The organism is Streptomyces sp. NPDC090106, assembly GCF_044747265.1.
GTDB lineage: Bacteria > Actinomycetota > Actinomycetes > Streptomycetales > Streptomycetaceae > Streptomyces.
On record NZ_JBIVDS010000002.1, the window covers coordinates 620,784 to 645,242 of the forward strand.

At 70.4% G+C, this 24,459-nt stretch carries 21 protein-coding genes; 14 read left to right on the forward strand and 7 right to left on the reverse strand.

The window, feature by feature from the left end:
- Nucleotides 1-84 precede the first annotated feature (84 nt).
- The 5 genes from ACIPSE_RS08365 (at nt 85) to ACIPSE_RS08385 (ending at nt 6,295) form a co-directional block, all read left to right on the forward strand.
- Nucleotides 85-852, forward strand: a complete 768-nt coding sequence (locus ACIPSE_RS08365) for a hypothetical protein (RefSeq protein WP_401658914.1) — start codon at nt 85-87, stop codon at nt 850-852.
- On the forward strand, nt 849-1,529 hold the full coding sequence (locus tag ACIPSE_RS08370; protein ID WP_401658917.1) for a DUF4166 domain-containing protein: 681 nt from the start codon (nt 849-851) through the stop codon (nt 1,527-1,529). The genes ACIPSE_RS08365 and ACIPSE_RS08370 overlap by 4 nt, the downstream gene beginning before the upstream one ends.
- Nucleotides 1,526-2,173 carry a TetR/AcrR family transcriptional regulator gene (locus tag ACIPSE_RS08375; RefSeq protein ID WP_401658920.1) on the forward strand — a complete coding sequence of 216 codons (648 nt, stop codon included), beginning with the start codon at nt 1,526-1,528 and terminating at the stop codon, nt 2,171-2,173. Before ACIPSE_RS08370 ends, ACIPSE_RS08375 begins: the two co-directional genes overlap by 4 nt.
- A gap of 378 nt (nt 2,174-2,551) precedes the next feature.
- Entirely contained in the window at nt 2,552-4,336 is a 1,785-nt protein-coding gene (locus ACIPSE_RS08380) for a glycosyltransferase family 2 protein (protein WP_401658923.1), read from the forward strand.
- 3 nt (nt 4,337-4,339) lie between these two features.
- The gene (locus tag ACIPSE_RS08385; RefSeq protein WP_401658926.1) at nt 4,340-6,295 is read left to right on the forward strand and encodes a galactose oxidase-like domain-containing protein; all 1,956 of its coding nucleotides are present in this window, start codon (nt 4,340-4,342) and stop codon (nt 6,293-6,295) included.
- Nucleotides 6,296-6,315: 20 nt separating this feature from the next.
- On the opposite strand, the gene ACIPSE_RS08390 is transcribed toward ACIPSE_RS08385, so the two are convergent.
- Both ACIPSE_RS08390 and ACIPSE_RS08395 read right to left on the reverse strand, forming a co-directional pair.
- Nucleotides 6,316-7,314, reverse strand: a complete 999-nt coding sequence (locus ACIPSE_RS08390; protein WP_401658929.1) for a glycoside hydrolase family 6 protein — start codon at nt 7,312-7,314, stop codon at nt 6,316-6,318.
- 69 nt (nt 7,315-7,383) lie between these two features.
- The gene (locus ACIPSE_RS08395; protein WP_401658932.1) at nt 7,384-8,382 is read right to left on the reverse strand and encodes a DUF5937 family protein; all 999 of its coding nucleotides are present in this window, start codon (nt 8,380-8,382) and stop codon (nt 7,384-7,386) included.
- 92 nt (nt 8,383-8,474) lie between these two features.
- Here ACIPSE_RS08395 and ACIPSE_RS08400 point away from each other — a divergent pair, with 92 nt between their 5' ends.
- The 3 genes from ACIPSE_RS08400 (at nt 8,475) to ACIPSE_RS08410 (ending at nt 10,923) form a co-directional block, all read left to right on the forward strand.
- Nucleotides 8,475-9,746 carry an MFS transporter gene (locus ACIPSE_RS08400; RefSeq protein WP_401658935.1) on the forward strand — a complete coding sequence of 424 codons (1,272 nt, stop codon included), beginning with the start codon at nt 8,475-8,477 and terminating at the stop codon, nt 9,744-9,746.
- 22 nt (nt 9,747-9,768) lie between these two features.
- A complete protein-coding gene (locus ACIPSE_RS08405) occupies nt 9,769-10,278 on the forward strand; it encodes a MarR family winged helix-turn-helix transcriptional regulator (RefSeq protein ID WP_401658938.1) in 510 nt (169 codons plus the stop codon).
- A gap of 165 nt (nt 10,279-10,443) precedes the next feature.
- Complete coding sequence (locus tag ACIPSE_RS08410; RefSeq protein ID WP_401658941.1) at nt 10,444-10,923, forward strand: hypothetical protein; 480 nt, start codon at nt 10,444-10,446, stop codon at nt 10,921-10,923.
- Between the two features lie 2 nt (nt 10,924-10,925).
- Here the strand turns inward: ACIPSE_RS08410 and ACIPSE_RS08415 are convergent, their stop codons facing one another.
- Entirely contained in the window at nt 10,926-11,267 is a 342-nt protein-coding gene (locus ACIPSE_RS08415; RefSeq protein WP_401658943.1) for a DUF3817 domain-containing protein, read from the reverse strand.
- A 65-nt stretch (nt 11,268-11,332) separates the two neighbouring features.
- On the opposite strand from ACIPSE_RS08415, the gene ACIPSE_RS08420 reads away from it, so the two are divergent.
- A complete protein-coding gene (locus tag ACIPSE_RS08420) occupies nt 11,333-13,033 on the forward strand; it encodes a methylmalonyl-CoA mutase (RefSeq protein WP_401658946.1) in 1,701 nt (566 codons plus the stop codon).
- A 52-nt stretch (nt 13,034-13,085) separates the two neighbouring features.
- Here ACIPSE_RS08420 and ACIPSE_RS08425 read toward each other — a convergent pair whose 3' ends face one another.
- Nucleotides 13,086-13,709, reverse strand: a complete 624-nt coding sequence (locus ACIPSE_RS08425; protein ID WP_401658949.1) for a TetR/AcrR family transcriptional regulator — start codon at nt 13,707-13,709, stop codon at nt 13,086-13,088.
- Between the two features lie 247 nt (nt 13,710-13,956).
- Here ACIPSE_RS08425 and ACIPSE_RS08430 point away from each other — a divergent pair, with 247 nt between their 5' ends.
- The 4 genes from ACIPSE_RS08430 (at nt 13,957) to ACIPSE_RS08445 (ending at nt 18,202) form a co-directional block, all read left to right on the forward strand.
- Nucleotides 13,957-14,937 carry a tetratricopeptide repeat protein gene (locus ACIPSE_RS08430; RefSeq protein ID WP_401658952.1) on the forward strand — a complete coding sequence of 327 codons (981 nt, stop codon included), beginning with the start codon at nt 13,957-13,959 and terminating at the stop codon, nt 14,935-14,937.
- A 650-nt stretch (nt 14,938-15,587) separates the two neighbouring features.
- The gene (locus ACIPSE_RS08435) at nt 15,588-16,220 is read left to right on the forward strand and encodes a DUF6230 family protein (RefSeq protein ID WP_401658955.1); all 633 of its coding nucleotides are present in this window, start codon (nt 15,588-15,590) and stop codon (nt 16,218-16,220) included.
- 145 nt (nt 16,221-16,365) lie between these two features.
- Complete coding sequence (locus ACIPSE_RS08440; protein WP_401658958.1) at nt 16,366-16,935, forward strand: DUF6114 domain-containing protein; 570 nt, start codon at nt 16,366-16,368, stop codon at nt 16,933-16,935.
- Entirely contained in the window at nt 16,925-18,202 is a 1,278-nt protein-coding gene (locus tag ACIPSE_RS08445) for a hypothetical protein (RefSeq protein ID WP_401658961.1), read from the forward strand. The genes ACIPSE_RS08440 and ACIPSE_RS08445 overlap by 11 nt, the downstream gene beginning before the upstream one ends.
- Nucleotides 18,203-18,297: 95 nt before the next feature.
- Here the strand turns inward: ACIPSE_RS08445 and pyk are convergent, their stop codons facing one another.
- From pyk to pta, 3 genes are all read right to left on the reverse strand, one after another.
- The gene (gene pyk, locus ACIPSE_RS08450; RefSeq protein ID WP_401658963.1) at nt 18,298-19,722 is read right to left on the reverse strand and encodes a pyruvate kinase; all 1,425 of its coding nucleotides are present in this window, start codon (nt 19,720-19,722) and stop codon (nt 18,298-18,300) included.
- A gap of 99 nt (nt 19,723-19,821) precedes the next feature.
- Nucleotides 19,822-21,030: an acetate kinase gene (locus ACIPSE_RS08455; RefSeq protein WP_401658965.1), complete on the reverse strand. Its 1,209-nt coding sequence runs from the start codon at nt 21,028-21,030 to the stop codon at nt 19,822-19,824.
- Nucleotides 21,027-23,147 (reverse strand): phosphate acetyltransferase, encoded by a 2,121-nt coding sequence (gene pta, locus ACIPSE_RS08460; protein ID WP_401658968.1) that lies wholly within the window; start codon nt 23,145-23,147, stop codon nt 21,027-21,029. The genes ACIPSE_RS08455 and pta overlap by 4 nt, the downstream gene beginning before the upstream one ends.
- Before the next feature lie 244 nt (nt 23,148-23,391).
- Between pta and ACIPSE_RS08465 the strand changes: the two genes are divergently transcribed.
- Nucleotides 23,392-24,417 carry an ATP-dependent 6-phosphofructokinase gene (locus ACIPSE_RS08465; protein ID WP_401658971.1) on the forward strand — a complete coding sequence of 342 codons (1,026 nt, stop codon included), beginning with the start codon at nt 23,392-23,394 and terminating at the stop codon, nt 24,415-24,417.
- The last annotated feature ends 42 nt before the right edge of the window (nt 24,418-24,459 follow it).

Consider the following 24,459-nt stretch of genomic DNA (forward strand, 5'->3'; position numbering starts at 1 on the left):
CTTTGAGCGACTGCTCAATTCCATGTACAGTCACATCCGTCAAGTTTGAGCGTCCGCTCAAAATGGCAGCTCGCAGGGGGACACATGAGCAAGCACGCAGGAGGGCTCTACATAGAGGCGCGCATCCGTGCCGACCTCGACGACCTCTGGGCCCGCACCCAGGACCCGGCCCAGCACCAGCGCTGGGACCTCCGTTTCGGTGAGATCGAGTACCTCCCGCGCGAGGAGGGGGCACCCCAGTCCTTCCGCTACGCGACCCGCGTACTGCCCGGCCTCACGGTCGCCGGCACCGGCGTCTCGGCGGGCGAGAGGGAGCGCCCGGACGGAACACGGACATCCGCGCTCCGCTTCGGCTCCCCCCACCCGCTGTCGCCGCTGGCCGAGGGGAGCGGGTACTGGCGGTACGTCCCGGACGGCGACGGCGTCCGCTTCCTCACGGGCTACGACTACCGCCCCCGCTGGGGCGCCTTCGGGGCGCACGCCGACCGATGGCTGTTCCGCCCCCTGATGGGCTGGGCGACGGCCTGGTCCTTCGACCGCCTGCGCCTGTGGCTGGAGCACGGGATCACGCCGGAGCGGGCCCGCCTGAACTGGCTGACGGAACTGACGGCCCGAGCCCTGGTGATCTTCCTGTCCTGCACCGGCCTGGGTCTGGGCTCCTTCGTCCGCCTCTTCGGCCCGCTGGCCCCGGCGGTGGCGTACCTCTGCCCCCTCCTCCTCGCGGTGGCGATCTCCGTGGCGCTCTTCAAGGCACCCCTGCCCCACACCCCGGCGGCCCGCCGCTGCCTGCGCGTACCGGCCGTACGGGTCCGCGCCCCGCGTCTGCTGCGCACCCTGGAGAACCCGAGATGACGTCGATCTTCCGCAACGCGATGGGCCCGTCCTTCGACCACCTCCACCCCCAGCTCCGGCGCCGCTTCTCGGTCGGCCTCACGTCGGGCCGGGCCTGCACGGGCCACGGTGTGATGGACCGCATCTGGCACGGCGGGGCATTCGTCAGGCCCTTCCTCGCCCTGGGAGCGACCCGCAACATCCTCGTCCCCGCCACCGGCCGCCATGTCCCGTTCGTGATCGAGAACGTCCCGTACCTGGACACCTACGGACGTGAGACGGTGAGCTTCGTGCGCACCTTCCACCTCCCCGGCGGCCCGCGCCGCTTCGACGCCCAGATGGTCCTGAGCCCGAAGGGCGACCGGGTCCTCGACTACCTGGGCACCCACCAGCACCTGGCGAGCGACCTCCACCTCAGCGCCGAACCCGATGGCTCCCTCCTGATCCGCTCGGGCGAACACCGCTTCCGCGAGGCGATGGTGGACGTCCGGGTCCCGGAACTGCTCGGCGCCACAGCGGAGGTGAGGGAGTCCTACGACGAGAAGGAAGACCGCTTCCGCATCCGGGTAAAGGTCGTCAACAAGTACTTCGGCCCCCTCTTCGGCTACGAGGGCAGCTTCAGGGCCACTTACTCGGACATCCGCACCCATGGCGTCCGTCCCGGACTGCGCCCCGTCCGCGAGGAGTCGCGCGCGTGAGCCCCGAGACGGCGAAGTCCCTGGAGACCAAGACCAAACTCCTGGAAGGCGCTCTGCGCACCCTCACCGAACAGGGCATCGCCAAGACCTCGGCCCGCTCGGTGGCGGCGACCGCCGGGGTCAACCAGGCCCTGGTCTTCTACCACTTCGGCTCGGTCGACGAACTCCTTGCCGCGGCCTGCCGGTACGGCACCGAACAACGTGTGGCCCGCTACCGGGAACGCCTGGACGCGGTCGACTCCCTGGCCGAACTCCTCTCCTTCGGCAGGGAGATGCACGAAGAGGAGAAACAGCAGGGTCATGTGGCGGTACTGGGCCAACTCCTGGCAGGAGCCCAGACCCACCCGCCCCTGGCCCCCGCCACGGCGGCAGGCCTGGACCTCTGGATCGAGGAGATCGAGAAGGTCCTCACCCGGGTACTGCCCCGCACCCCGTTCGGCGAGTTCGTCGACCCCACGGGCCTGTCACGGGCGGTGGCGGCGTCCTTCGTGGGGATGGAGCTCTACGAGGGAGTGGACGCCCAGGGCGCGGGAGCGGCCCTGGACGCCCTGGCCCAACTGGGCCGGCTGATCTCGGCCTTGGAAGACCTGGGCCCGGTGGCGCAGAGGGCGATCCGCCACCACCTCCGCAGATCGGGCCGCTAGGGGGTGAGGCGAAAGCCCCGCACAGCACCCGCGGCGCGGGACTTTCGCCACACCCCCTGGCCCCCGGGCAGGACCGGTGGCGCAACGGCGACGAGAGGACGTGCCGGGGGTGTCCGCCCGCGGTGTCGGGTGTCGCACACCGGGTGCCTGTCCCTCTGAGGTCGTCGCCCGACCGGGGACGGACACCTCCCCGGCACGCCCCCGCTCCCCGGCGAAGGGCGGAGCGCGACAGAACGTCCCACGAGGGTCGGCGGGCCGCCGCGGGCAGAGGCATCGAGCCGCACCCCGGTACCCCCCACCTGGACGCCCCCAGTTCGACACGCCCGGAATTCTCCACTTGTGTGTGGGTATCGAGTCGTTCGATCACTGGAGGGCGCTGTGCGGCCGGAGGGCTACCACTACGACACCCACAGCCGGCTGGCCGGACCGCTCACCGAGCCGCCCGCCGAGCCGTACCGGGTGCAGTACACCTCGCTCCTCTCGCGTGAGCCGCACCGCATACGCGCCGTCCTGCTGATGACGCTCGCGCCGCTGCTGACCGGGGTCCTCCTGGTGTACCTCGTGTGGCCGACCCACTGGGTGGAGCGCGAGGGCGGCGAGCGGTGGATGGTCTGGCTGGACGTCACGATGCTCATAGCCATCGGCCTGATCGAGCTGTTCATGGTGGTCAACGTGGCGTCGGTGGCCCACGCGACCCTGGTGGCCCGGGACCCGGTCCCGGTGACCCCGCAGTCCGGTACCCGCGTCGCGTTCCTGACGACGTACGTGCCGGGCAAGGAGCCCCTCTCGATGGTCCGGGAGACCCTCGAGGGAGCGATGAGGATCACCCACACCGGCCCGCTGGACGTATGGCTGCTGGACGAGGGTGACGACGAGCAGGCGAAGGCGCTCTGCGCGGAGCTGGGCGTGAGGCACTTCACCCGCCACGGCGTCCCGGAGTGGAACCGCCCCAAGGGCGTCCACAAGACGCGGACCAAGCACGGCAACTACAACGCGTGGATCGCGATGCACGGCGACGCGTACGAGTTCTTCGCGTCCGTCGACACCGATCACGTCCCGCAGCCCAACTTCCTTGAGCGGATGATGGGTTACTTCCGGGACCCGGACGTGGCGTTCGTGGTCGGCCCGCAGGTGTACGGGAACTACCACAACCCCGTGACCAAGGCGGCGGAGTCGCAGCAGTTCCTCTTCCACGCGCTGATCCAGCGCGCGGGCAACCGCTACCGCGCGCCGATGTTCGTCGGCACGAACAACGTCGTCCGCATCGCGGCGGTCAAGCAGATCGGCGGCCTGTACGACTCCATCACGGAGGACATGGCGACGGGCTTCGAGCTGCACCGCCGCCGCAACCCGCTCACGCGCCGGCACTGGAGGTCGGTGTACACGCCGGACGTGCTGGCGGTGGGGGAGGGCCCGGCGTCGTGGACGGACTTCTTCACCCAGCAGATGCGCTGGTCGCGAGGGACGTACGAGACGTTGTTCAAGCAGTACTGGAAGGCGCCGTTCTCGATGCCGCCGGGCAGGCTGTTCTCGTACAGCCTCATGCTCGTCTACTACCCGATGACGGCGGTCAACTGGTTCCTGGGCATCCTCAGCTGCACGCTGTTCCTCTGGTTCGGAGCCTCCGGCACGCAGGTCGCGGCATCGGTCTGGCTGATGCTGTACAGCGACGCGGCGGCGCTCCAGATCGGCCTGTACCTCTGGAACAGACGGCACAACGTCTCGCCGCACGAGCCGGAGGGATCGGGCGGTCTGGCGGGCATGGCGATGTCGGCGCTGTCGGCGCCGATCTACCTGAAGTCGTTCGGTGAGGCGCTGATCCGCCGCCCGAGCAGGTTCGTCGTCACCCCGAAGGGCGGCGACGCCAGCCCGGACCGCCTGCTCACCTTCCGCATCCACCTGTTCTGGGCGACGCTCCTGGCCACGTCCCTCGCGGCGTCGGTGATCCTCGACCACACGCATGTGGCCATGCGTACCTGGGCGGTTCTGGCGATGGCGATCGCCCTGGCGCCGGTGGGCGTGTGGGTCCACACGCTGCTGAAGGAACGCCGCGAGCGCCGCTCGATCCTCTCCACCGCCCGTTCCGTCGACGGCGCCGAGCCCGCGCTCGCCACGAGCGGCGCGTCCGCCCCCGTCTCAGGATCCTCGACAGGAGGCAACTAGGCCATGGCCTACCAGCCGTCCCAGAAGACGAAGAAGACCGTGCTCGGCATCGGCGGCATCGCCATCCTCGCGAGTCTCAACGCCCCGGCCGCGCTGGACTTCGCCGCCGAGAAGTACCACGCGTACGAGATCGCGCAGCCGGAGTACCGGGCGAAGTACGGGAGTTGGAGCACGGTCGACATCCCGGAGGAGTACCGCACCAACGCGATCCACGCGGCGCTGCTGCACACCGGCAAGGTGCTGATCGTCGCGGGTTCGGGCAACGAGCAGAAGAAGTTCGACGAGGGGTCCTTCGACACGATCCTGTGGGACCCGAGGACGGACACGTTCAAGAAGATCGCCACGCCGGACGATTTCTTCTGCTCGGGACACGCCCAACTCCCCGACGGCCGCCTGCTGGTGGCGGGCGGCACGGCCCGCTACGAGCTGCTCGACGGCGAGGTGGACCGGGCGGGCGGCGGGATGCGGGTGAAGAACGAGAACCCGGACAAGGCGATGGTCCTGAAGAAGGGCACCCGGTTCCGTTCGCCGGCGGGCGTCGAGTACGTCACGAGGTTCGACGTGACGATCCCTAAGGCCAGGAAGAAGTTCCAGATCTCCTACAACGCCCGCGGTGTGATGCAGCCGTGGAAGACGCGGGTCACCGCGGGCGAGGCGCGGGTGTTCGTGGAGGCGGCCGAGCAGGGGCCGATGTCGGTGACGCAGAAGCAGGCCCAGTACGAGATCGTGGGTCTGAAGGGCAAGGACGCGGACAACACGTACGGGCTGAGCGAGAAGATCACCCTGGACAAGCAGGACTTCCAAGGCATCAGAGCGGCCTACGAGTTCGACCCGGTCGCCGAGAAGTACATCCCGGTCGACCCGATGGACAAGGCCCGCTGGTACCCGACGCTCGTCGGCCTCGACGACGGCCGTGTCCTCGCCGTCTCGGGCCTGGACGACGTGGGGATGATCGACCCGGGCGACAACGAGATCTACGACCCGAAGACGAAGAAGTGGTCGCCGGGCCCCAAGCGGTACTTCCCGACCTACCCGGCGCTGTTCCTCACCAAGGGCGGCAAGCTCTTCTACCCGGCGTCCAACGCCGGTTACGGTCCCGCGGACAAGGGGCGCGAGCCGGGTCTGTGGGACCTGGAGAAGAACACCTTCCAGAAGGTGCCGGGGCTGCGGGACGCGGACGAGACGGAGACGTCGTCCTCGCTGCTGCTGCCGCCCGCGCAGGACCAGAAGGTGATGATCCTGGGCGGTGGCGGGGTGGGCGAGTCGAAGAAGTCGACGCCGCGCACGGCCGTCGTCGACCTCACCAAGGAGAACCCGGTCTTCGAGGACGGCCCCAACCTCCCGCAGGGCACGCGCTATCTGAACAGCGTGATCATGCCGGACGACACGGTGTTCACGTCGAACGGGGCCGAGGACTACCGGGGCCGCAGCGCCAGCAACATCCTCAAGGCGCAGTTCTACGACCCCAAGGGCAACTCCTTCACCGAGGCCGCGTCCCCGACGGTGGGCCGCAACTACCACTCCGAGGCGCTGCTGCTGCCCGACGGCCGGGTCGCCACCTTCGGCTCGGACCCGCTCTTCGACGACCAGCAGAACACCAAGCTGGGCCACTTCGAGCAGCGCATGGAGGTCTTCACCCCGCCCGGGCTGCACAGGGCGGGTACCGACAGGCCCGTCCTCAAGGCGGGTTCGGAGCTGCTGGCCGCGGACCGCAGGGCGACGTACCGCACCGATCACCCCGAACGGATCGTCAAGGCACGGCTGATGAGGCCGAGCGCGGTCACGCACACCACGGACGTCGAGCAGCGTTCCATCGCGCTGGGCCTGACGAAGGACGCGCACTCGGTCACCGTCGAGGTGCCGGACGACCCCGCGCTGGTGCCGCCCGGCTGGTACATGCTGTTCGTGTCGGACGCGGACGGCACGACGTCCGAGGCGAAGTGGATCCAGGTGAAGTAGCCGCCGAACGAACGGAGCCGTCAGCCCTGGGAGTTGCGAGCCAGCCCCAGGGCGTACTCCGGCCACCACTGCCCGGCGTCGGGCCCGCCCTCGCAGGTGCCGTCCGACTCGCCGGGCCGCTTGACCCACAGATAGGCGTCGAGGGCGGCTTCGCCGGTGTCGGTGGTGGGCGGGGTGCCGAGGGCCCGGCCGGGCGGATTGCACCACGCGCCCGGCAGGGGCCCTTTGCCGTTGCGGCTGCTGTCGACGACGAAGTGCTTGCCGCCCAGCTCCTTGGAGAGCCCCAGTCCGTAGGTCCTGGTGGCGGCGTCGGTCTGGAAGTTGGAGACGTTGAGGGAGAACCCGTCGGCCCGCTCGACGCCGGCCCGCCGCAGCGGCTCGACGAGTTTGTCCGGCTCCCTGATCCAGGACGGGTTGCCCGCGTCGAGGTAGACCTTGGTGTGCGGCTGCCGCTTGAGCCGGTCGATGGCCTCGCCGAGCAACTGCTCGCGCTCACCGTGGTATTCGCCGGGCGTGCAGCCGTCCACGATGTGCGCGACGGCGTCGGGTTCCAGCACGACGAGCGCCTCGGCGTCGCCGAGGGCGTCGGCGAACTTCCCGATCCAGCTCCGGTAGGTGTCCGCGTCGGCGGCCCCGCCCGCGGAGTGCTGACCGCAGTCCCGGTGCGGGATGTTGTACGCGACGAACAGCGCCGTACGGTTCTCCGCCGTCGCCGAGGACGTCGCCGCCCGGACCGTCGGGGTGGGGTCGATCTCCCCGGCGGGCCAGAGCGCGGCGGGCTGGTCGGCGATCTTCCGCAGCAGGTCGGCGTCCTGGGTGCGGCCCTCCCGCCGCCACAGTTCGATCTGCTCGGCGGCGGGGCTGGCCGGGTCGACCCAGAACGGCGACGCCGCGCCCGGGCTCGCCTTCCTGCTGGCCGCGCCGGCGACGGAGGCCTCGTCGACGTCGGTCGCGGACGAACAGCCCGCCGCGAGCCCGAGCGCCGCGAGTACCGCGAGGGTGTGGGTCAGCCGGGACATGCTGCTCCCTTGCGCGAGAGGGACATCATGTGACCATTCGTCACAATCTGTCACTCATCGTGACATGGGTCAGTTGCCGGTGCCGGGTGCGACACCGGGGGCCAGCGCCATCCCGAGCGGCGTCCGCTCGTACAGCACCTGATGGCCGTAGCGCCGTGACGTCAGCAGGCCCGCGTCCCGCAGGACCGTCAGATGTGCCGAGACCGACGAGGGCGCGAGCCCGAGCCGGTGGGCGAGCGCGCCGGTGCCGGCGGGCTCGTCGAGCGCGGTGAGCACGGCCGCCCGCCCGCGTCCCAGCAGCCGGACCAGGGAATCGGGGGCGCGGCCGGCCGGCTCGGCCCACAGGCCGCCGATCCCGCGCGCCGGGTACACCACCATGGACTGCCAGGGCGGGTCGAAGGAGCTGACGACGTCCGGCCAGACGAAGACGCTCGGCATCAGCACCAGGCCCCGCCCGTCGAGACGCCGCTCGTGCAGGCCCCGGGACTCGACGGTCAGCGTGCCCGCGTCCCAGCCGAACCGCCGGCTGATCTCCGGGAGCAGTCCGCCGAGCCCCACCTCGGCCAGCCGCCGCGAATGGAACGCCACGTCCGCCTCCAGCAGGGCGCGCAGCCGGGGCCAGTCCGGGGCGATCAGCGTGCGCCAGGCCAGCTCCAGGGCGTCCGCCAGCTCACGGACCATCCGCTCCGGATCGGCCAGCCAGGCCCTCCCGTACGACGACTCCAGCGCACCCGGTGTGTCCGCGAGCGACTTCGCGGTGTCCGCGCGGGCCGCCTCCGGGTCGCTCGCGCGCACCGCGGCGATCTCCTCCTCGAACGTCACCGCGGGACCGGTCGGCGGCGGGCTCAGCCAGTCCGGCGAGTGACCGCGCCGCGGCATCAGCAGCCACAGCGGGGTCAGGTCGAGGGTGGCGGCGGTCGCCCGGATGCGGCGCAGCCACGGCACCTGGTAGCCCTGCCGCTCGGGCCGCTTGAGCGTGCGCACCGCGTCCTGCGTCTCCCACAGCGGCGACACCGCGAACCGGCAGCGGAGGAAGTCGTCCTCCCCGAAGTGCAGCCGGGACGGCATGTCCGCCTCCTCCGTCATCGGTCACGGCCCGAAGATTCGGCCGTAGCCGAAACTCTACGCCGCGGGCCCGCTTCCCCCGCACGCTGCTGCCCATGCCCGAACCCGAATCCGAAGCCGACCCCACCCGCTACGGCCGTGTCCTCGCCGTACGCGAGTTCCGCGCCGTCTTCGCCGCGCACACCCTCTCCCTGCTGGGCGTCGTCGTCAGCGAGATCGCGCTCTCCGTCCTCGTCTACGACCTGACCGGCTCCCCCCTGGTCAGCGCCCTGACCTTCGCCCTCGGGTTCCTGCCCTACGTGGTCGGCGGCACCCTGCTCGCCGGGGTCGCCGACCGGTTCCCGGCCCGGCGGGTGCTGGTGGTGTGCGACCTGGTGTGCGCGGTGTGCGTGGCGCTGATGGTGGTCCCGGGCACGCACATCGCGGTGCTGCTCGCGCTGCGCTGCTGCCTCGCGGTCGTCTCACCGGTGTTCACCGGGACCCGGATGGCCACGCTCGCCGACATCCTCGGCGACGGCGACCTGTTCGTCCTCGGACGTTCGCTGCTGCGGATCGTGTCCCAGAGCGCGCTGCTGATGGGGTACGGGCTCGGCGGTCTGCTGCTGACGGTGGTGGCGCCCCGGCACGCGCTGGTGATCACGGTGGGGACGTTCTGCGCGTCGGCCCTGCTGCTGCGGTTCGGCACCGTGCGGCGGCCCGCGCGGGCGACCGGGGGGAGCGCCCTGGTGACGGACTCCCTGAAGGGGGCCCGGGAGGTGTTCCGGGACCGCAGGGTGCGGGTGCTGATGCTGCTGTTCTGGCTGCCGGCGATGTTCGCGGTCGTGCCGGAGGCGCTGGCGGCGCCGTACGCCGACGACCTGGGCGCGGGGTCGGTCGGGCTGGGGCTGCTGATGTGCGCGCTGCCGGTGGGCACGATCACCGGGGAGCTGTGGGCGGGCGCCCGGTTGCGTCCCGCCGCGCGGGAACGGATCGCGCTGCCGCTGGTGTGCCTGACGCTCCTCCCCTATATGGGGTACGCGCTGCGCCCCGGTCTCGGGGTCTCGCTCCTCCTGCTCCTGCTGTCCGGCGCGGGGGCGGCGTACACGCTGGGTCTCGACCAGTGGTTCGTGCGGGCGGTGCCGGAGGAGCTGCGGGGCCGGGCCATGACCTTGCTCACGGCGGGGCTGATGACCATCCAGGGGGTGGGGATGGCGCTGGCGGGCGTCGCGGCGGAGTTCGCGGGCGTGCCGTGGACGGTCGCGGGGGCCGGGATCCTGGGGGCGGTGTGCTGTGCGCTGCTGGCGCTGGAGGCCCGCAGGACCCAGGGGGAACGGGGCCGGGAGACGGTCGGAGGACCGAATGACAAGACGGGGCTGACCGCCATGTGACCGGCGGGTAAGGTCTTGTGCCGTGCCGAAGCCCCTCAGCCTTCCCTTCGATCCCATCGCCCGCGCCGACGATCTCTGGAAGCAGCGCTGGGGAAACGTGCCGTCGATGGGCGCGATCACCTCGATCATGCGCGCCCACCAGATCCTGCTGGCCGAGGTCGACGCGGTCGTCAAGCCCTACGGCCTCACCTTCGCGCGGTACGAGGCGCTGGTCCTGCTCACCTTCTCCAAGGCCGGCGAGCTGACCATGTCCAAGATCGGGGAACGCCTGATGGTCCACCCCACGTCGGTCACCAACACGGTCGACCGCCTGGTCAAGTCGGGCCTCGTCGACAAGAGGCCCAACCCCAACGACGGCCGCGGCACCCTCGCCGTCATCACCGACAAGGGCCGCGAGGTCGTCGAGTCCGCCACCCGCGACCTGATGGCCATGGACTTCGGCCTGGGCGTCTACGACGCGGAGGAATGCGCGGAGATCTTCGCCCTCCTCCGCCCCCTGCGCGTAGCGGCCCACGACTTCGACGAGTCCTGACCCGGGGCCCGGTCAAGGCCCGGCACCGAGTTCGCACCCCGGGGTGAATCCACCCGCGCAAGATCGATTCGGCGGCGTCGGCCGACGGTTTTCCCTGCGATCTTCTTGAGCGCACCGTGATCCGGACGAACGGCGTCCGGGTCCTTGGACGTAGGGAAGATCCTCGTGCTCAAGCTTCGCAACGCCGCCCGCCGCTTAGCCACCGCGGGATGTGCCGCCGCGATCGTCGTGGCCGCAGGTCTGGGTGCCGGGGGAACGGCTCAGGCCAGCGCCACCGGTACGACCCCGATCGGGACCTTCGAGTACGACCTGCACGGCCTTGCCGTGAAGGTCCCGGTGGGCTGCTTCTTCACGCACTCCGTCGAAGGCTCGGGCAAGCGGATCAGCAGCCAGCTGGCCGGGGTGGACTGCATGGGCATCGCCGCGACGTTCTCCCAGTTCTGCAACTGGCGGATCGACTTCACCTACGCGGACACCGACAACCGCAGGTACCGGACCTCACGCGGCAGGACGCACACGGAGTGCAAGGGGAATCCCCTGCGGCGCAACGCGGCGCAGACCCTGCCGAGGTACGGCAAGGCCTGCGCGAGGTTCTACGTGAACGGCAAGCTGCGCGCCACGCAGTGCCACTTCATCACGAAGTGAGATCAGGCCGCGGCGGCCTTGGCGGTCGTGCCCTCGGCGATGAGCGGCGCGACCTCCCGGGTCACCTTGCGCTCCACGAAGAAGGCCGCGGTCGGGACCGTGCCGGCCAGCAGGACCCAGGCGAGACGGCCCAGCGGCATCTTCGCCTTGGTGCCCAGGTCGAAGGCGAAGACCAGGTAGACGACGTACAGCCAGCCGTGGGCGAAGCCCACGCCGGTGACGAAACCGTCGAACCCGTCCAGGCCCAGGACCCGCTTCGCGATCACGCCGATCGTCAGCAGGACGAGCAGAACGGCGGTGACGTAGGCCATCACCCGGTACCGGGTCAGGACGCTCTTCTTCATGCCGTCGAGAGTAACGGGTGGCGTGTCATCGACATTTACTAGGACGTCCTAGTAAATTCGGAGGCATGGACGCTGACGCCATCGAAGAGGGCCGCCGACGGTGGCAGGCCCGGTTTGACGCCTCTCGGGTGCGGGAGGCCGACTTCACCACGCTCTCCGGGGACGCCGTGGAGCCGGTGTACGGGCCGCGGGCGGGGGACCGGTACGACGGGTTCGAGCGGATCGGGTGGCCGGGGGAGTACCCCTACACCCGGGGGCTGTACGCGACCGGGTACCGGGGGCGGACCTGGACGATCCGGCAGTTCGCCGGGTTCGGGAACGCCGAGCAGACCAACGAGCGGTACAAGATGATCCTCCGGAACGGAGGTGGTGGGCTCTCCGTCGCCTTCGACATGCCTACCCTCATGGGGCGGGACTCCGACGATCCGCGCTCGCTCGGCGAGGTCGGGCACTGCGGGGTCGCCATCGACTCCGCCGCCGACATGGAGGTGCTGTTCGGGGACATCCCGCTCGGGGACGTCACCACCTCCATGACCATCAGCGGGCCCGCCGTACCCGTCTTCTGCATGTACCTCGTCGCCGCCGAGCGGCAGGGCGTCGATCCGTCCGTGCTCAACGGGACGCTCCAGACCGACATCTTCAAGGAGTACATCGCCCAGAAGGAGTGGCTCTTCCAGCCCGAGCCCCATCTGCGGCTCATCGGCGACCTGATGGAGTACTGCGCCGCCGGCATCCCCGCCTACAAGCCGCTGTCCGTCTCCGGGTATCACATCCGGGAGGCGGGTTCCACGGCCGCCCAGGAGCTCGCGTACACCCTCGCCGACGGGTTCGGGTACGTGGAACTCGGGCTCAGCCGCGGGCTCGACGTGGACGTCTTCGCACCCGGGCTCTCCTTCTTCTTCGACGCGCACGTCGATTTCTTCGAGGAGATCGCCAAGTTCCGCGCCGCCCGCAGGATCTGGGCCCGGTGGATGCGGGACGTGTACGGCGCGCGGAGCGACAAGGCCCAGTGGCTGCGGTTCCACACCCAGACCGCCGGTGTCTCCCTCACCGCCCAGCAGCCGTACAACAACGTCGTCCGCACCGCCGTCGAGGCGCTCGCCGCCGTGCTCGGCGGGACCAACTCGCTGCACACCAACGCCCTCGACGAGACGCTCGCGCTCCCCAGCGAGCAGGCCGCCGAGATCGCGCTCCGCACCCAGCAGGTGCTGATGGAGGAGACCGGCGTCGCCAACGTCGCCGATCCGCTGGGCGGTTCCTGGTACGTCGAGCAGCTCACCGACCGGATCGAGGCCGACGCCGAGAAGATCTTCGAGCAGATCAGGGAGCGGGGGCTCAGGGCCCACCCGGACGGGCGGCACCCCATCGGGCCGATCACCTCCGGCATCCTGCGCGGGATCGAGGACGGCTGGTTCACCGGCGAGATCGCGGAGTCCGCGTTCCAGTACCAGCGCTCCCTGGAGAAGGGCGACAAGCGGGTCGTCGGCGTCAACGTGCACACCGGGTCGGTCACCGGGGACCTGGAGATCCTGCGCGTCAGCCACGAGGTCGAGCGCGAGCAGGTGCGGGCGCTGAGCGGTCGCAAGGCCGCGCGGGACGACGCCGCGGTGCGGACCGCGCTCGACGCGATGCTCGCCGCCGCCCGGGACGGGTCCAACATGATCGGGCCCATGCTCGACGCCGTACGCGCCGAGGCGACCCTCGGTGAGATCTGCGGGGTCCTGCGGGAGGAGTGGGGGGTCTACACCGAACCCGCCGGGTTCTGAGCCGACGGGGCCGCCGCGTTCCGAGCCCGCGCTCCGCGTTCCGGAACGGGCCTCAGGGCGCCGCGCCCGCCAGGCCGAGGAGCAGCACGCGCGTGAAGCTGTGCACCCATGCCTCGTCGGCGGGCTCGGCGCTGACGAGGGTGCGGTGCACCACCGCGCCCGCCACCACGTCGAAGATCAGGTCGACCGTCCGGGCGGCCTCCGCCGGGTCGGACTCCAGGGGGAGTTCGCCCCGGGCCTCCGCGCGCGCCCGGCCCGCCAGGACCAGCCGCTTCTGGCGTTCCACGATCGAGCAGCGGATGCGCTCGCGCAGGGCGTCGTCCCGTGTCGCCTCCGCGACGACCGCCATCAGACCGCTCTTGGCCTCCGGGCGGGCCAGGATGCGCGCGAACTGAAGGACCACGCCCTCGATGTCGGCGGCCAGGGTGCCGCGGTCGGGGAGTTCGAGCGCGTCGAAGAGTTCCGCGACCGCGTCGACGACCAGTTCGTTCTTGCCCGCCCAGCGGCGGTAGAGCGTCGTCTTCGCGACCCCGGCCCGGGTCGCCACGTCGCCCAGGGTCAGCTTGGACCAGCCCAGCTCCACGAGCGCCTCCCGCGTGGCCGCGAGGATCGCGGCGTCGGCCTCGGCGCTGCGCGGGCGTCCGGAGGCACGGGGGGCGGGGCTGCGGCTCTGCATCCCACGACCATAACCGGCGGGTCGTGTGAGGCCGTGAGGGAGATCACCGGGGAACGGGCGCGCGGGAGCGGGCGATGCCATTACGCTACGACTCGTAGCGAAACCACTGGCGTGGGGTGGGGACCCGGCGCCGAACACGCGGAACCGGCACGAAGAACGCTCTTCGGCCACTTGCCGACCGGTACAGAGCCTGACCGGCTTTCATGATGCTTTTCGCCTGAGCGCGCGGACGGGGGAGGATGGACGCATGCAGCCACGGAACATGTCCATGAGCGGAGTCGTCGACCTCGCCGCGGTGAAGGCGGCCCAGGAGGCCAAGGCGAAGGCGGAGCAGGCGCGCGCCGAAGCGGCCCGTCAGGGCGGCGGCACGGGAGCCGTCTCCCCGGCCGATCTCGTCATCGACGTCGACGAGGCCGGCTTCGAGAGCGAAGTCCTCCAGCGGTCCACCGAGGTGCCCGTCGTCCTCGACTTCTGGGCCGAGTGGTGCCAGCCCTGCAAGCAGCTGAGCCCGGTCCTGGAGCGGCTCGCGGTCGAGTACAACGGGCGCTTCGTCCTCGCCAAGATCGACGTCGACGCCAATCAGATGCTGATGCAGCAGTTCGGGATCCAGGGCATCCCGGCCGTCTTCGCGGTGGTCGCCGGACAGGCGCTGCCGCTCTTTCAGGGTGCCGCGGGCGAGGAGCAGATCCGCGGGACCCTGGACCAGCTCGTCCAGGTCGCCGAGCAGCGCTTCGGTCTGACCGGCCTGGTCGTGGACCCGGAGGCCGAGCCCGGCGCCCCCGCGGCCCAGGCCCCCGAGGCGCCGGCCGGTCCGCACGACGCGCTGCTGGAGGCCGCCGTACAGGCCCTGGACGCGGGCGACTTCGGCGGTGCGGTGCAGGCGTACCGGAACGTGCTCGCGGACGACCCGGGCAACAGCGAGGCCGAACTGGGTCTCGCGCAGGCCGAGCTGCTCCACCGGGTGCAGGCGCTGGACCCGCAGAAGGTGCGCCAGGACGCGGCCGAGAAGCCGGGGGACGCCGAGGCGCAGATCGCCGCGGCCGACCTGGACCTGGTCGGCGGCCATGTGGACGACGCGTTCGGGCGGCTCATCCAGACCGTGCAGCGCACGGCGGGCGACGACCGCAACGCCGTACGGGTGCGGCTGCTGGAGCTCTTCGAGGTCGTCGGGCCCGACGACCCCCGGGTGGTCGCGGCGCGCAGGGCGCTCGCGCGCGCTCTGTTCTGACCGGGGCGAGAGCCCCGTTCTGAGCAGCTCCTAAACACTCCGCCCTGTGGTGCCGGAGTGAAAGATTTGCCGACGAGACGTCACTGCGGCCGCGCTTTACCAAATCTTGGTAATCGCGGCCGCTGTTACTTGCAGTAAGTTGCGGGCGTTGAACTGTCGGATTCTGTCCGCCTGTGGACCACTTTGCACCCCCCTCACAGGGCACCCAGAGTCGTCGGCCGAGACCGGCGGGTCGTTGTTCGGTTATCCGGCCGTTACTACCGAGTAACGAAGCCCCTTGTGCGGGCGGCGAGAATGCACCACGATCGGCGACGCTCGGTCCATTCCCGTACCCCGACAGCCGGTCGGGCGGGCGGGAAACCCTGGGTCCCCACCGAGCAGAGCGGGCGGCGATGTCGCCGGCTCTTGGACAGGGGGGTCTTCGCCCACCGGGTGGAGCCTGTCCAGCAAGGTTGTGCGTGATGCGTGTCAGGCGCGACCAGTGGTTGTCGCTCGGGGGTGATCGCCGGTGATCGGTGCGCGGTACGCGCCTCCGACCTCGGGCGCTCCCCTTCCCGAGGACGTAGCACTTCTCCCATCCCTGCCCGGCTGAGCCGTCGAGTCAGAGGCCCAGTAGGGGGCAGGAGATGTACGTCCGAGAAGGAGGAAATATGGAGTCCCAGGTGCGTGGCGGGACCAGATGGAAGCGGTTCGCCGTCGTGATGGTGCCCAGCGTGGCCGCCACGGCCGCGATAGGTGTCGCCCTCGCGCAGGGCGCTCTCGCCGCGTCGTTCAGCGTGTCCGGTCAGTCGTTCAAGGTGACGACGGACCAGCTCGACGGCACCGGCTTCGTCCAGTACGGAGCCATCGACTCGGGTTACACGCTCGACGGCAAGAAGACGGCTCACCCCGTCGCGGTCTCGGCCTTCAAGTCGGCGACCATCAAGAACCTGTGCCAGTCGGTTGTCACCCCTGACATCCCGCTGCTCGGTTCGGTCAGCCTCATCCTGAAGGCCGGCGGTGGCGACACCCCGGTCGAGGCCGAGAACCTGTACATCGACGTCGAGGACCTCAGCGCCGACGCCACCTTCCGTGGCATCGACATCGGCGTCGCGGCCAAGGACGCCGCGAAGGGCCCCGGCATCGCCAAGGGCGACACCGCGAACCCGTACGGATTCGCGCAGCAGGCCGACTCGGTCACGCTGAAGAACGTGAAGCAGACGGCGTGGGCCACCACCGCCGGAACCTTCAAGCTCAGCGGTCTGAAGATGTCGCTGGCCAGCGGTGTCAAGGAGTGCTACTAAGCACTCCATGACGGGCGGGGGAGCCGACGGCGCCCCCGCCCGTCCACTCCCAGGCCGCTGCTCGCACCTTCCCCACCTGCGGTCGCACGCTTCTCAGCACCACAACTCACCACCACAGCAACGCCGTTACAGGGAGCTGTTTTCCATGAGCGCCGAGACTCCTGCCGTACCCGGCCGCGATGAGCACTACATCCGGGTCGCCAAGCGGAAGTTCCGCGTCTGGCGGGGTGACCGGCCGTTCTGGGCCGGCCTGTTCGTCATTCTCGGCGGCATCCCCATCGCCTACTTCCCGTACGCGAACCTTCAGATCGGTCATCTGACGCTGGCGATGGCCACGACGGCGGGTGCGGGGTCCCTGATCATCGGTGTGCTGCTGGTCGTCCTCGGTGTCAGCCTCTGGTTCCAGAAGCACGTCCGCACCTTCGCGGGCGTCGCGGCGATCCTGCTGGCCCTGGTGTCCATCCCGGTCTCCAACCTCGGCGGCTTCCTCATCGGCTTCCTCCTCGCCCTCGTGGGCGGAGCGATGGCGGTGGCGTGGGCGCCGGGCGCGCCGCCCGAGGCGCAGCCGGCCCAGCACACCACCGCGAGCGAGGGTGACGCGCCCCAGGGCACCGTCCCCACCCTCTCGAAGGACGCCTACGACGTCGGTGAGCCGAACGATCTGTCAGGAACGAGCCCGGCGAACGGGGCGAACGGGAGGCACAGTGCCGGCTGACAAGGTGACACACGGGACTGATGTGGAGGAGTCCCGTGTGAGAACCGGGCCGCGGCATGCGGCACCCAAGAAGCCGCTCTTCACCCGGTTCCACATGCCGGCGGGCAAGGCGATAGCCCTGGCGGCGATGCCGACGGCGGTGCTCATGGGGATGGGCTTCACGCCGACGCTCGCCAACGCCGAGGACAACCCGGCGCAGAGCCTCACCATCGACGAGTACAAGGACTGCGTCGCGGCCCTGGAGGACGACGCGTCCGCGTCCGCCTCGCCGTCCGCGAGCGCGTCGGAGGCCGAGGCGACGCCGACGCCCTCCGCGTCGGAGTCCTCCTCCGGTACGGACTCCTCGGGCGGTGACTCCTCGTCGGATTCAGGTTCCGACGACGAGGCCGAGCCCACGCCGTCCGCCACCGCGTCGGAGAGTGCCGCCGGCGAGGAGCAGTCCGCCACCACGGCCACGCCGACGCCGTCGGCCTCCGAGAGCAAGAACGTGCTGGAGGAGCTCGGCGACGCCATCACGGGCATCTTCACCGGCGGCGAGACCGCGACCGCGACGGCCTCGCCCAGCGCGAGCGCCAGCCCGTCGGCGTCCGCGAGCGCCTCCGAGGAGAGCGCGGACGACGCCGCCGCCGACACCGCCAAGGACACCACCGAGAAGGTCACCGACACGGTCGAGGACACCGTGAAGGACACGACCGACGCGGCGTCCGAGGCGGCGGAGGACACCACCGACGCCGTCGAGGAGGCTGCCGAGGAGGCGACGGCGAGCCCGTCCGCGAGCGCCACCACGGACGTCGACGACTGCCCGGTCGCCACGGACGAGGAGAGCGGTGTCGACAACACCGTCCCGCTGCCGGACGACCCCTGGTACCTGGACGCCAGCTCGCTGCTGCTGAAGGGCGCCGACTACCAGGGCATCGTGAAGGTGAAGACGGCCAACGGCACCACCAAGGACGTGCTGAAGTACGTCATCTCCGACGGCACCGACATCGGCGACCTGCACCAGACGGTCCAGGACGAGCAGTCCGGCAAGACGTACCACGTGCAGGCCGGCAAGGGCACGACGTCGACCATCCGCGACGGCGACACCGTGATGTACACGGAATCCATCTCCGGCAAGCTGTTCGGTCTGATCCCGATCACGTTCGACCCGGAGAACCCGCCGCCGCTCAACATCCCGCTCATCTACTTCACCGACGTGAAGGTCGTGCAGGCCGGCCAGTTCGGCGGGACCCTGTACATCCCCGGGCTGCATCAGTACATCGACTGAGCACCCCCGCGAACCCGTTCCGGGAGCCGCACAAGCGCTGAGGGCGCCCCCTTTCCCAGGGGGCGCCCTCAGCGTCGTACGGTCCGCCGCGCGTGCTACTTCTCGCCGCCCAGGTGGTGGACGCGGACCATGTTGGTGGTGCCGGGGACGCCGGGGGGCGAGCCGGCGGTGATGATGAGGACGTCGCCGTCGCTGAAGCGGTTCAGCTTGGAGACCTCGCCGTCGACCAGGTCGACCATCTCGTCGGTGCTGTTGACGAACGGCACGACGTGCGACTCCACGCCCCAGCTCAGCGTGAGCTGGTTGCGGGTGCCCTCGTCGGTGGTGAAGGCGATGATCGGCTGGGCCGCGCGGTAGCGGCACAGACGGCGGGCCGTGTCACCGGACTTGGTGAAGGCGATCAGGCCCTTGCCGCCGAGGAAGTCGGCGATCTCGCAGGCGGCACGGGCGACCGAACCGCCCTGCGTGCGCGGCTTCTTGCCGGGGACCAGGGGCTGGAGGCCCTTGCTGAGCAGCTCCTCCTCGGCCGCCGTGACGATCTTCGACATCGTCTTGACGGTCTCGATCGGGTACGCGCCCACGCTGGACTCGGCGGACAGCATGACCGCGTCCGCGCCGTCCAGGATCGCGTTGGCCACGTCGGAGGCCTCGGCGCGGGTGGGACGGGAGTTGGTGATCATCGACTCCATCATCTGGGTCGCCACGATCACCGGCTTGGCGTTGCGGCGGCACAGCTCGATGAGGCGCTTCTGCACCATCGGGACCTTCTCGAGCGGGTACTCGACGGCGAGGTCACCGCGGGCGACCATCACGGCGTCGAAGGCCAGCACGACGGCCTCCATGTTCGCCACCGCCTGCGGCTTCTCCACCTTGGCGATGACGGGGACCCGGCGGCCCTCCTCGTCCATGACCTTGTGCACGTCCTGCACGTCGTTCGCGTCCCGGACGAAGGACAGGGCGACCATGTCGCAGCCCATGCGGAGCGCGAAGCGGAGGTCCTCGATGTCCTTCTCGCTGAGCGCGGGCACGTTGACGGCCGCGCCGGGCAGGTTGATGCCCTTGTGGTCGGAGACGACGCCGCCCTCGATGACGATCGTCTTGACCCGGGGGCCCTCGACGTCCAGGACCTTCAGCTCGACGTTGCCGTCGTTGATGAGGATCTGGTCGCCGCGCGAGACGTCGCCCGGCAGGCCCTTGTAGGTCGTCCCGCAGATGGACTTGTCGCCCGGGACGTCCTCGGTGGTGATGACGAACTCGTCACCGCGCTCCAGCTCGACCGGACCCTCGGCGAAGGTCTCCAGACGGATCTTGGGGCCCTGGAGGTCGGCGAGGACACCGACGGCCTTGCCGGTCTCCTTGGCGGCGGCCCGGACCCGGTCGTACCGGCCCTGGTGCTCGGCGTGGGAGCCGTGGCTGAAGTTGAAGCGGGCCACATTCATGCCGGCCTCGATCAGCGACACCAACTGCTCGTGGGAGTCGACCGCGGGGCCGAGAGTACAGACGATTTTCGAACGGCGCATGGGGCGATCCTATCGGTTTGTTTCGCAACGGAATATTCCGTCTGGCGGAAGATACAAATGGGCGCCTGCATGCTCAGGCGTGTTACTCCCGTGTATTTCTCACTGCTTTCTCCCGACCAGCGCGTAAGTCTGTGTCGCGATCTCCAGTTCCTCGTCGGTGGGTACGACGGCGACCGCCACGCGCGCGTTTCCGGGCGAGATCAGACGCGGCTCGTCGCTGCGTACGGCGTTCAACTCGCCGTCCACGGCGAGCCCCAGCTCCCCCAGGCCGGCCAGGGCAGCTTCCCGCACCGGGCTCGCGTTCTCCCCGACTCCGGCTGTGAACGCGACCGCGTCCACATGGCCGAGCACCGCGTAATAGGCGCCGATGTACTTCTTCAGACGGTGAATGTAGATGTCGAAGGCGAGCGCGGCCCGTTCGTCGCCCTCGTCCACCCGGCGGCGGATCTCCCGCATGTCGTTGTCCCCGCACAGCCCGACGAGACCGCTCTTCTTGTTGAGAAGAGTGTCGATCTCGTCCGTGGACATTCCGCCAACACGCGTCAAATGGAAGATGACGGCCGGATCCAGGTCACCCGAGCGGGTGCCCATCACCAGCCCCTCCAGCGGTGTCAGACCCATCGAGGTGTCCACGCACCGGCCGCCCCGCACCGCGGACGCCGAGGCGCCGTTGCCGAGGTGCAGCACGATGACGTTGACGTCCTCCGGCGCCTTCCCGAGGAGCTTCGCCGTCGCCCGGGAGACGTAGGCGTGCGAGGTGCCGTGGAAGCCGTAGCGCCGGATGCGGTGGGCGTCGGCGGTCTCGACGTCGATCGCGTAGCGCGCCGCCGACTCCGGCATCGTCGTGTGGAACGCGGTGTCGAACACGGCGACCTGCGGCACGTCGGGGCGCAGCGCCCGGGCGGTGCGGATACCGGTGAGGTTGGCCGGGTTGTGCAGCGGGGCGACCGGGATGAGCCGCTCGATCTCGGCGAGCACCACGTCGTCGACGACGGTCGGCGCGGTGAAGGTCTGCCCGCCGTGCACCACCCGGTGCCCGATGGCGGCCAGTTCGGGGGAGTCGAGGCCGAGACCGTCCGCGGCCAGCTCCTCCGCCACGGCCTTCAGCGCGGCCTCGTGGTCGGCGATCGGCCCGGTCCGCTCGCGGGCGGCCCCGCGGCCCGCGGCCGAGTGCCGCAGCCGTGAGGTCTCCTCGCCGATGCGCTCGACGAGCCCCATGGCCAGCCGGCTGCCGTCGCCCATGTCGAGCAGCTGGTACTTCACCGACGAGGAGCCGGAGTTGAGGACGAGGACACGGGTGGGGCTCACGGGGCGGTCGCCTTCTGGGTCGGGGCCGCGGGGACGGCGGCGGGTTCCGGGGACTGGGCCTGGATGGCGGTGATGGCGACGGTGTTGACGATGTCCTGGACCAGGGCGCCCCGGGACAGGTCGTTGACCGGCTTGCGCAGGCCCTGGAGCACCGGCCCGACGGCGATCGCGCCGGCCGAGCGCTGCACGGCCTTGTAGGTGTTGTTGCCCGTGTTGAGGTCGGGGAAGATCAGCACCGTCGCCTGCCCGGCCACCTCCGACTCCGGCAGCTTCGTCGCCGCGACGCTCGGCTCGACCGCCGCGTCGTACTGGATGGGCCCCTCGATCCGCAGGTCGGGGCGGCGCAGCCGGACCAGTTCGGTGGCCTCGCGGACCTTGTCGACGTCGGCGCCCGAGCCGGAGGTGCCCGTCGAGTACGACAGCATCGCGATCCGCGGCTCGACGCCGAAGCGGGCGGCGGTCGCGGCGGACTGGACAGCGATGTCGGCGAGCTGCTCGGCGTCCGGGTCGGGGTTGACGGCGCAGTCGCCGTAGACGAGGACCCGGTCGGCCAGGCACATGAAGAACACGGACGAGACGATGTCGGCGTCCGGCTTCGTCTTGATGATCTCGAAGGCGGGCCGGATGGTGGCCGCCGTGGAGTGCACGGACCCCGACACCATGCCGTCGGCGAGACCCTCCTGGACCATCAGGGTGCCGAAGTAGTTCACGTCGGAGACCACGTCGTAGGCCAGTTCCACCGTGACGCCCTTGTGGGCGCGGAAGGCGGCGTAGCGCTCGGCGAAGGAGTCGCGCAGCTCGGAGGTGGCCGGGTCGATCAGCCGGCAGCCGCTGACGTCGATGCCGAGGTCGGCGGCCTTCTTGCGGATCTGGTCGACCGGCCCGAGCAGGATCAGCTCGCACACGCCGCGGCGCATCAGGACCTCGGCGGCGTGCAGGACCCGGGGTTCGGTGCCCTCGGGCAGGACGACCCGGCGCAGGTCGGAGCGGGCCTGTTCGAGGAGCTTGTGCTCGAACATCATCGGCGTGACGCGGTCGCTGCTCGGGGCGCTGACCCGCTTCAGGAGGTCGCCGGTGTCGACGTACCGCTCGAACAGGCCGAGCGCGGTCTCCGCCTTGCGCGGGGTGGCCGCGTTCAACTTCCCCTCCAGGGAGAAGAGTCGCTCGGCGGTGGGGAAGCTGTTGCCGGGCACCGACAGGACCGGGGTGCCGGGGGCGAGGCGGGCGGCGAGGGTGAGGACGTCGTCGCTGGGCGCCTCGCCGAGGGTGAGCAGCACCCCGGCGATCGGCGGGGTGCCGGCGCTGTGCGCGGCCAGCGAGCCGACGACCAGGTCGGCCCGGTCGCCCGGGGTCACGACCAGGCAGCCCGGGGTCAGGGCGGGCAGGAAGTGGGGCAGCATGGCCCCGCCGAAGACGAAGTCCAGGGCGTCCCGGGCCAGTCCGGAGTCGTCGCCGAGCAGCACCCGCGCGCCGAGCGCCTGGGCGATCTGGGAGACCGTCGGGGCGGCCAGCGCGGGCTCGTCGGGCAGCACCCAGCAGGGCACCGGCAGCCGTGATCCCGCCAGCCGTTCGGCGATCAGGTCCCGGTCCTCGCGGTCGACGCGGTTCGCCACCATCGCCAGCACGTCGCAGCCCAGGCCGTCGTAGGCCCGGTAGGCGTTGCGGGTCTCGGCGAGCACCGACTCGGCGGACTGCCTGCGCCCGCCGACGACGGGTATGACGGACGCGCCGAACTCGTTGGCGAGCCGGGCGTTCAGGGAGAGTTCGTCGGGGAGCTGCGTGTCGGCGAAGTCGGTCCCCAGGACGAGGACGACGTCGTACTCCCGCGCGACGAGATGGAACCGGTCCACGAGGGTGGAGACCAGCTCGTCCGTCCCCCGTTCGGCCTGAAGGGCGGACGCCTCGTGGTAGTCCATGCCGTAGACCGTGGCCGGGTCCTGGGAGAGGCGGTAGCGGGCCCGCAGCAGTTCGAACAGACGGTCGGGGCTGTGGTGGACGAGGGGCCGGAACACACCCACCCGGTCGACCTGCCGGGTCAGCAGTTCCATGACCCCCAGCTCGACGACCTGGCGGCCGTCGCCGCGGTCGATACCGGTCACGTACACGCTGCGCGTCACGCCGAGCACTCCTTAGTCGCGGGTCCCCCGTGGTCACGGGTTCCCCCAGTGTCCCGGTACCCCGGTGTCATAAAAATCGCCCACCGAGGTGAGCGGGACGCTCTTGACAATACCCCCAGAGAGGGATAAGGCGCCCGTCAGGGTCGGATGCGGCGGCCCGCTGGGGGACGTGGAACAATCGGACACGGCTCACCGGTATCCACGGGTATTACAGGTATCAACAGCGAGCAGGAGACACAGCACGATGCGCATCGGAGTACTCACCGCAGGCGGCGACTGCCCCGGCTTGAACGCAGTGATCCGGTCGGTCGTGCACCGAGCCGTCACACAGTACGGCGACGAGGTGATCGGCTTCGAGGACGGCTACGCCGGTCTCCTCGACGGGCACTACCGACCCCTCGACCTCGACGCCGTGAGCGGCATCCTGGCCCGCGGCGGCACCATCCTCGGCTCCTCCCGCCTGGAGCGCGACCGGCTGCGCGAGGCCTGCGAGAACGCGCTCGACATCGCCCGCGACTTCGGCATCGACGCGCTCATCCCGATCGGCGGCGAGGGCACGCTGACGGCGGCCCGCATGCTGAGCGACGCGGGACTGCCGGTGGTCGGCGTCCCGAAGACCATCGACAACGACATCTCGTCGACGGACCGCACGTTCGGCTTCGACACGGCGGTCGGCGTCGCGACCGAGGCGATGGACCGCCTCAAGACCACCGCCGAGTCCCACCAGCGCGTGATGGTCGTCGAGGTCATGGGCCGCCACGCGGGCTGGATCGCCCTGGAGTCCGGCATGGCCGCCGGCGCCCACGGCATCTGCCTGCCCGAACGCCCCTTCGACCCCGCCGATCTGGTGAAGATGGTCGAGGAACGCTTCTCGCGCGGCAAGAGGTTCGCGGTGATCTGCGTCGCCGAGGGTGCGCACCCCGCCGAGGGTTCGATGGACTACGGCAAGGGCGACATCGACCAGTTCGGCCACGAACGCTTCCAGGGCATCGGCACGGCGCTCGCGTACGAGCTGGAACGGCGGCTCGGCAAGGAGTCCAAGCCGGTCATCCTCGGCCATGTGCAGCGCGGCGGCGTCCCCACGGCCTACGACAGGGTCCTGGCGACGCGCTTCGGCTGGCACGCCGTGGAGGCGGCGCACCGGGGCGAGTTCGGGCGGATGACGGCCCTGCGCGGGACGGACATCGTGATGGTGCCGCTGGCGCAGGCGGTGACCGAGCTGAAGACGGTCCCCAAGGACCGGATGGACGAGGCGGAGTCGGTCTTCTAGACCGGGCCGGTCGCCGTGCGGGGTGTGGGCGACGGCCGTCGG